3 protein-coding genes are annotated in these 7,106 nt (G+C 32.6%); all 3 read left to right on the forward strand.

The window, feature by feature from the left end:
• Positions 1-95: 95 nt before the first annotated feature.
• From lepB to J1D01_RS16470, 3 genes are read left to right on the forward strand one after another with little or no spacing between them, the layout of a single operon-like run.
• Complete coding sequence (lepB, locus tag J1D01_RS16460) at positions 96-1,262, forward strand: signal peptidase I (RefSeq protein WP_421151618.1); 1,167 nt, start codon at positions 96-98, stop codon at positions 1,260-1,262.
• A gap of 6 nt (positions 1,263-1,268) precedes the next feature.
• Positions 1,269-4,427 carry an efflux RND transporter permease subunit gene (locus tag J1D01_RS16465; RefSeq protein ID WP_421151619.1) on the forward strand — a complete coding sequence of 1,053 codons (3,159 nt, stop codon included), beginning with the start codon at positions 1,269-1,271 and terminating at the stop codon, positions 4,425-4,427.
• Positions 4,424-6,382 (forward strand): hypothetical protein, encoded by a 1,959-nt coding sequence (locus J1D01_RS16470; RefSeq protein ID WP_421151620.1) that lies wholly within the window; start codon positions 4,424-4,426, stop codon positions 6,380-6,382. Before J1D01_RS16465 ends, J1D01_RS16470 begins: the two co-directional genes overlap by 4 nt.
• Positions 6,383-7,106 lie beyond the last annotated feature (724 nt).

A 7,106-nucleotide genomic window follows, 5' to 3' on the forward strand; every position in this document is an offset into this window, starting at 1 on the left:
AGTTTACATGTAGACTAAATACCACGATCCTTACTTAAACTATGTTTTGAGATATTGGTGTTGAATATGATTTTATATGAAAAAAAACATTAATAATGTCGTATATAGATAAAAAACATTTAACATTAATAGCTATGTTGATTTTTTTGTCTTTTTTAGGCCTGTTTTGGTTATGCATTGTGGTACTTATCGTTGCATTAGTATATAGGGGCGTAAACTATATAAAACACAAATTTATAAGAAAAACAGCCAATGTATTGTTTTCATTTTTAATGCTGCTTTTTTTAGCAATTGGTGTTCGTGTTTTTATAGTGGATATTTACTTAATTCCAAGTTCGTCCATGGAAAACACGTTATATCCAAAAGATGTAATTCTGGTTAATAAGTTAAAATATGGTCCTAATTTGCCACGCTCGCCTTATGAAATCCCTTGGCTAAATTTATTTTACTTTTTACAGGATAACTCTAAAGAAGCCGTTACAGAAAAAATATGGCCGGCCAAACGACTAACAGGAACAAGTGAAATTAAGCAAGGTGATGTCGTGGTTTTTAAAAATTTTAGAAAAGATGTAGTTCTGGTGAAACGTTGTGCAGCTATTGCAGGCGATACCCTTAAAATAATAGATGGCGAGGTGTATACCAATAAGGTCCACTACCGAGCACCAAGTCATATACGTAATACTTATGCTTTTAAGGTTAACACACCGAAATGGTTTTATCGTGCTATAGACTCTTTACATATTAATTCTAGTGTTTATGGCATAAATAAGGATAGCGATTGGAAAGAGGCAGAATTATCATATTTGGAAATGGAAACATTAAAAGATTTGAACCTTATAGATTCTGTACAAAAAAGCCCTGAGGCTTATATTTTAAATAAAAGAAAGTTATATGGGAGAGGGGGTGAAAACCAAGCATGGACACTGGATAATTATGGCCCAGTTGTAGTACCCAAAGCGGGTATGGAGATACGATTGACCAATGAGACCTTTCGTTTGTATAGGGGGGTGATAAAACATAATGAAGGTGTTTTTATTAAAAGGGACAAGAATAACATTTTTAAGGTAAAGGGAAAGCCAATAACAAGTTATACCTTTAAGAAAAACTATTATTTTATGCTGGGCGATAATAGAAAGCAATCTAGAGATTCTAGATATTTTGGTTTTTTACCCGAAGAAAAGATCATTGGTAAGGCCACTTGTATTTTATTTTCTAATAAAGATGACCGCTTTCAGTGGAGCCGTTCGTTTAAAAGTATTTAGCGTACTATGAAGCTTAAGTTGTCGTCTTTTAGCATTTTAACGATTTTTGTCTGTCTTTCCATAATAGGACTGAGTCTAATACCTTTATTGAGTGTACAGCTTAAACCTTCCCAACAAAAAACATCTTTAAATGTTAGCTTCAGCTGGCGTAATGCTTCGGCAAAGGTTTTGGAACAAGAAGTGACCTCTAAACTGGAAGGTGTTTTTAATACCGTTAGGGGGATTAGAAATATAAGGTCTGTATCCCGAAAAGGTAGAGGTTCTGTTTTTTTGGATTTTAAAAAGGGTGCCGACATGGAAGCGATTCGTTTTGAACTCGCTAACCTTATTCGTCAAACCCATGAAGAACTTCCAGAGGGGGTTAGTTACCCTTATATATCCGGTAGCATCCAAGACGACGATGTGGATAGAAAAAAAGCGATATTGAATTATAGTATCAATGCCCACGAAAACCCATATTATATAAAAAAATATACCGAAGATAAACTCGTGCCACGGCTTTCTGAAATTAAAGGGGTTAATGAAGTTAGTGTTAGAGGAGCCACATCATACGAGTGGGTGGTGGAATATAGTACTAACAAGTTATTACAGCTCAACTTGTCGGCTGATGATGTTTCTCAGGCTATTAATTCCTATCTTCAAAAAAGGCAATTAGGCGTTGGTAGCTTTTATTCCAAAAACACTTCCCAAAAAGAGGAAGTGGCCATGGCCATGGTTTTTAATTCCGATGAAACTATTGATTGGGCGTCTATTCCTATAAAGAAGATTGGGGATAGGATTATTTATTTAGACGATGTAACTAAAATTAGATTTCAGGAAGCTGAGGTAAATAGTTACCATCGAATTAATGGATTAAACTCCGTATCCATAGTGGTGTTTTCTGAAAAGGGTGTCAACACCATTGAACTGGCAAAACAAGTAAGAGCGGTAGTTGATAATTTAAAGGATGAGGTATATCAAGATGGATATTCCTTAAAATTAACAAACGATACTACCGAATTTTTAACAGAAGAGATAAGTAAAATAGAAAGGCGTACCCTGTATTCCTTACTCATTTTATTGGTGTTGATTGTACTGATAAATAGAAGTATAAAATACGTATCGGTGTTACTTTTAAGCATTATAGCCAATTTGTCTATTGCCGTTATTTTTTATTATCTCTTAGATGTTGAATTGCATATATACTCCTTTGCAGGTATTACCATTTCGTTCGGTATTATTATAGATAATAGCATCATTATGATAGACCACCTGAGAAACAAAGGTGATAAAAAGGCTTTTCTGGCCATATTGGCGGCAACTTTAACCACCATTGGCGCATTGATGATTATTTTCTTTTTAAAGGAAGCGCAACGTATCAATCTATGGGATTTTGCTTTTGTTATTGGGATAAACATTGGTGTGTCTTTGGCGGTATCTTTGTTTTTCGTGCCAGCACTATTAGAAAAGTTCAAGATAGAAAATAAACGTGTTAATTTTTCAAGAAAACGCAAACGCCGGGTTGTAAAATTTACCCATACCTATGCACGGATCATGACCTTTTTTAAGCGTAAATCTGTAAAGTGGGCATTTGTTTTACTATTTGTTTTGGGGTTCGGTTTGCCTTTGCATTTAACACCAGATGAAATTAAGGGAAAGGATTTTTGGGCGAACACTTATAATAGAACCCTTGGTGATGAGTGGTTTAGAAAAGAGGTTAAGCCAACGCTTGAAAAAATTGTTGGAGGATCTTTGCGTCTTTTTTCGGAAGAAACATTTGCAAATTCGTATCATGCTGAGCCTGAGAAGACGATGCTAAGAGTAACTGGAAAAATGCCGCCGGGATGTTCTATTGAACAATTAAATGAAGCGGTAGAGCGCATGGAAAATTTAATTTCCAAATATGATGAAGTAAGCCTGTATGAGACCAATGTTTACAATCCGCAAAATGCCAGTATCAATATTTATTTTAAGGATGCATTTGAGTTTGGGAGTTTTCCGTTTACTTTAAAGAGCTTGCTGGAGTCTAAAGCCATTAGTTTAGGGGCTTCGGATTGGACGGTCTCAGGAGTAGGGCGTGGGTTTTCCAATGCCTTGGGTACAGGGTATAAAAGCCAAAGAATTACTATGGAAGGTTATAATTATGATAAGTTGTATAAATATGCAGAGGCCTTTAAACAACAACTTATCGATAGTTCCATGTCTAGAATTAGGGAGGTTGAAATACAAAGTGGCGGTCGTTCTACTACGGCATTAGGGGAGTTTTATCTAGATTTTGACTTGGAAAAAATAGCAGAGGTAGGGGTATCTCAATCTAATATTTATCGATTTTTAAAAAATCAAGTGTATTCTAATAGCGTGGCATCTATCGTTAACAATGATGAACTGCAGTCTGTGAAATTAGTGTCCGACAATTACAAAAAATTTAATGTGTGGGATTTAAAAAACACGCCATTATGGATTAGAAACCAACAATATAAATTGAATCAATTAGCCACTATTGATAAGCGGCATTCTGGTAACACGATTTCTAAAACGAATCAAAAATACAGTTTGACTATTGCTTATGATTTTATTGGAACTTACCAGTTGGCAAAGAAAGTAAAAGATGATAATATTAAATCTTTTAAGGAAAAGTTGCCTATCGGTTTTAATATGGGGAAGACCAAAAATGGTAATTGGGACAAAGATGGTACAAACCAGTACTACGCTCTTTTTGTTGTTATTTTAATCATATTCTTTATATGTGCCATCGTACTGGAGTCTTTAAGGCAACCCTTTGCGATAATAAGTATGATTCCTATTTCATTTATTGGTGTTTTTTTAACGTTTTATTTTTTCGAATTCAATTTCGATCAAGGAGGCTATGCGTCATTTATTTTATTATGCGGCATCAGTGTAAATTCTGCATTATACATTATTAATGACTATAATAATTTAAAAAAACAATACCCAAACCGAAATATTCAATTACTATATTTTAAAGCGTTAAACTATAAAATCACCCCCGTTTTTTTAACCATAATATCAACAGTTGTTGGGTTAATACCATTTATTTGGAATGGGCAGAATGAGGCGTTTTGGTTCTCTTTTGCTGCTGGTTCTATAGGTGGTCTAGTTTTTTCTTTAATAGGTATACTTATTTATTTGCCAATATTCATTATAAAAAGGACAAAAAATACATGAAAAAAAGAATTATTTTATTGAATGTTTTTATCGTAACGATGGTCCTGATATTTGGTTTTACAGGTTGCGACTCTAGAAAAGAAGAAAAAAGATTGAAAATGGCGTTAGAATTAGCCGGTGAGAATAGGGGGGAATTGCAAAAAGTTTTGGACCATTACAAAAGGCCTAAGGATAGTTTAAAATTAAAAGCAGCGAAATTTTTAATATCCAACATGCCTTATCATTCCCATAAAACAATAGACCAAAGGTTTAATAGTGTATTTCGAAAAATGGCTGGAGGTAAGTTATTAACGGCTGATCCAGAATATCGCAAATCAGAGTTTAAAAAAAGGATGCGTAATCATAAAAATTATTTAACTGAACGTGATTCTATGCCTAGCAATAAGGTGGTTAAAGAAATTGAAAGTTTAAAAGCAGATTTTTTAATAAATAATATTGAATTGGCTTTTGAGGCATGGTATAAAATCCCTAAAAGTAAACGAGCTTCTTTCCATGATTTTTGCAATTATATTTTACCTTACAAGTCATTTAATGAACCCGTTGAAATGGATAGCCGTTCTAAACTTTACAAAAAGTTTTCTTGGGTGTATGACGAACTTGATAAAGGAATCGCTCTGAACAAAGTTGTGGAACAAGTTGCTTTGAAATTTGATTTTAATGTTCGAGATGTTTCACAGTATTACTCTGTACCACAAAGTGTTAGTCAGTTAGAAAAATCTAGATTGGGAGTTTGTGATGATGCCGTTAATTATTTGGTTAATGTTTTTAGGTCATTGGGGATTGTCAGTGCGAAAGATTATGTTACCCATATGGGTAATCACTACTCCAAGGGACATTCATGGGTTTATTTAAAATATGACGATATAGAATATTCACTTACTATAGGTGGAGATAAAGATGCTAAAGAGATTTATAAAGATGAAAGTATAGGGAAAGTGTACAGAGTGTCTTTTGAATATCAAGATATGTCATGTTTTTCTCCACTAGCTATAGATGTGACCCCCAGTTATTTAACAACAGCCAATATCAAAATAGATAATTTATTTAAAATAGATATTGAAAAACCTGTGCTATGTGTTTATGACGGGGCTAAAGAGTGGGAAGTTGTTAGTAGCGGTACTAATTCATGGGGGAAAAGCAAATTTTTAAATGTAGGTGTAAATGTATTGTATTTAGCAGCCTCTATTAATAACTATGGTAATATAACGCCATTTAACTATCCTTTTTATATAAATAGGGACAAAGAAATACAGTATTTTAACCCAAAAGATTCTATGGTAAACTCCGTCGAGTTATTAAGGAAATATGGATTAAGTAGTGCTAGAGATAGAAGAAAGGTAGATTGGATGATAAACTTGAATGGTGCTGAAATACAAGTGTCTAATGACAAAGATTTTAATAATTTTGAGGTACTTTATAAGATTAAAAACTTTCGTAGTTCACATTTGCAAAAAGTAAATTTTAAATCATCGGAGAAATATAAGTATGTAAGATTTAAATCCAATAACAAAGAAGAGTCTTATTTAGCAACGTTAGCCTTTTATGATGATAAAATGAATAAATTAAATCAAAATCCTTTTGAAGAAAATTTAATTATAGGAAATAGAAGGAATAAAATAAATATTATTCTAGATGATAACCCTTTAACCTTTGCAGGTGGAGAAGATTTTGTGTTAGGAATGGAATTTAATGAACCTACATTAATTGGAGCTATTGAGTTTCAAGCTAGAAATGACGGTAATCATATAGATATAGGCGATGATTACGAACTATTTTATTGGGATAAAAATTGGAAGTCTTTAGGGATGCAAAAAGCAAAGGATACTGTACTTTATTATGATGTTCCTAAAAATTCTTTGTTATGGTTAAAAAACCTAACTAAAGGAAAAGAGGAACATGTTTTTACTATTAACGAGAATAAAAAACAAAAATGGTTAGGGTTTGATAACTTTTAATAGAATGTTATAATAAAGAGATGGTAGTGCTTATGGTAAAAAAATGTTCTTATTACAAATTCCTCTATCGAGGATTTTATAGTATAGAAGGTCATCTTGCCTGTATAGGTTATAATTTAGACGGACTGTTGGAGGGGACGATTTGATGTCATTTAATCTTGAATAACTATATTTGTAATCTGCGATACAAGACAGGAGAAACTAGTCTATAATTCGTTTAGTAACAAAAACATAGGTAAGAGAAATTTAGCAAGTATAGGAACTAAAGAAATAAGTTCGAATTCCTTCGTTGTTTACTTATAAGTTGTCAAAAGCGATTAAAAAGCTGTCATAAACTATTAATTGGTAGTTCTCTAGTAATTATGGTTTGTTGAATGTTTTCAAATTATATAAAATATAAAGTAAGCAATTTGGTAAAATAAGTTCTTTTGGAGATTAAAGTTTAACTTATGAGTTAACTTTTAATATTAATTCAATCAATTTGTTTAATTTTATATCGTGAATGTCAAAAACTCATTTGACTATGTCCTATAGAGTGTCCTATTTGAAATTTTTAATTTTAAATAGCTGAAATGCAGTGGTTTGGGTTGTGTTTGAGAATCCTGCCACCCCGACAAAATAGTATATCAATCATCATTAAAAACCTGTTAATCGTGTGATTACCAGGTTTTTGCATTTTTAACGGTTTCATAAGAAAGTAAAAAATACTGTTAAAAAAGTCAAC

It is taken from the genome of Seonamhaeicola sp. NFXS20 (assembly GCF_049132085.1).
Classification (GTDB): Bacteria; Bacteroidota; Bacteroidia; order Flavobacteriales; family Flavobacteriaceae; genus Seonamhaeicola.

Coding starts and splice junctions, on each gene's coding strand:
- J1D01_RS16470 (WP_421151620.1), top strand. CDS start 4,424: ATGAAAAAAAGAATTATTTTATTGAATGTTTTTATCGTAACGATGGTC.
- lepB (WP_421151618.1), top strand. CDS start 96: ATGTCGTATATAGATAAAAAACATTTAACATTAATAGCTATGTTGATT.
- J1D01_RS16465 (WP_421151619.1), top strand. CDS start 1,269: ATGAAGCTTAAGTTGTCGTCTTTTAGCATTTTAACGATTTTTGTCTGT.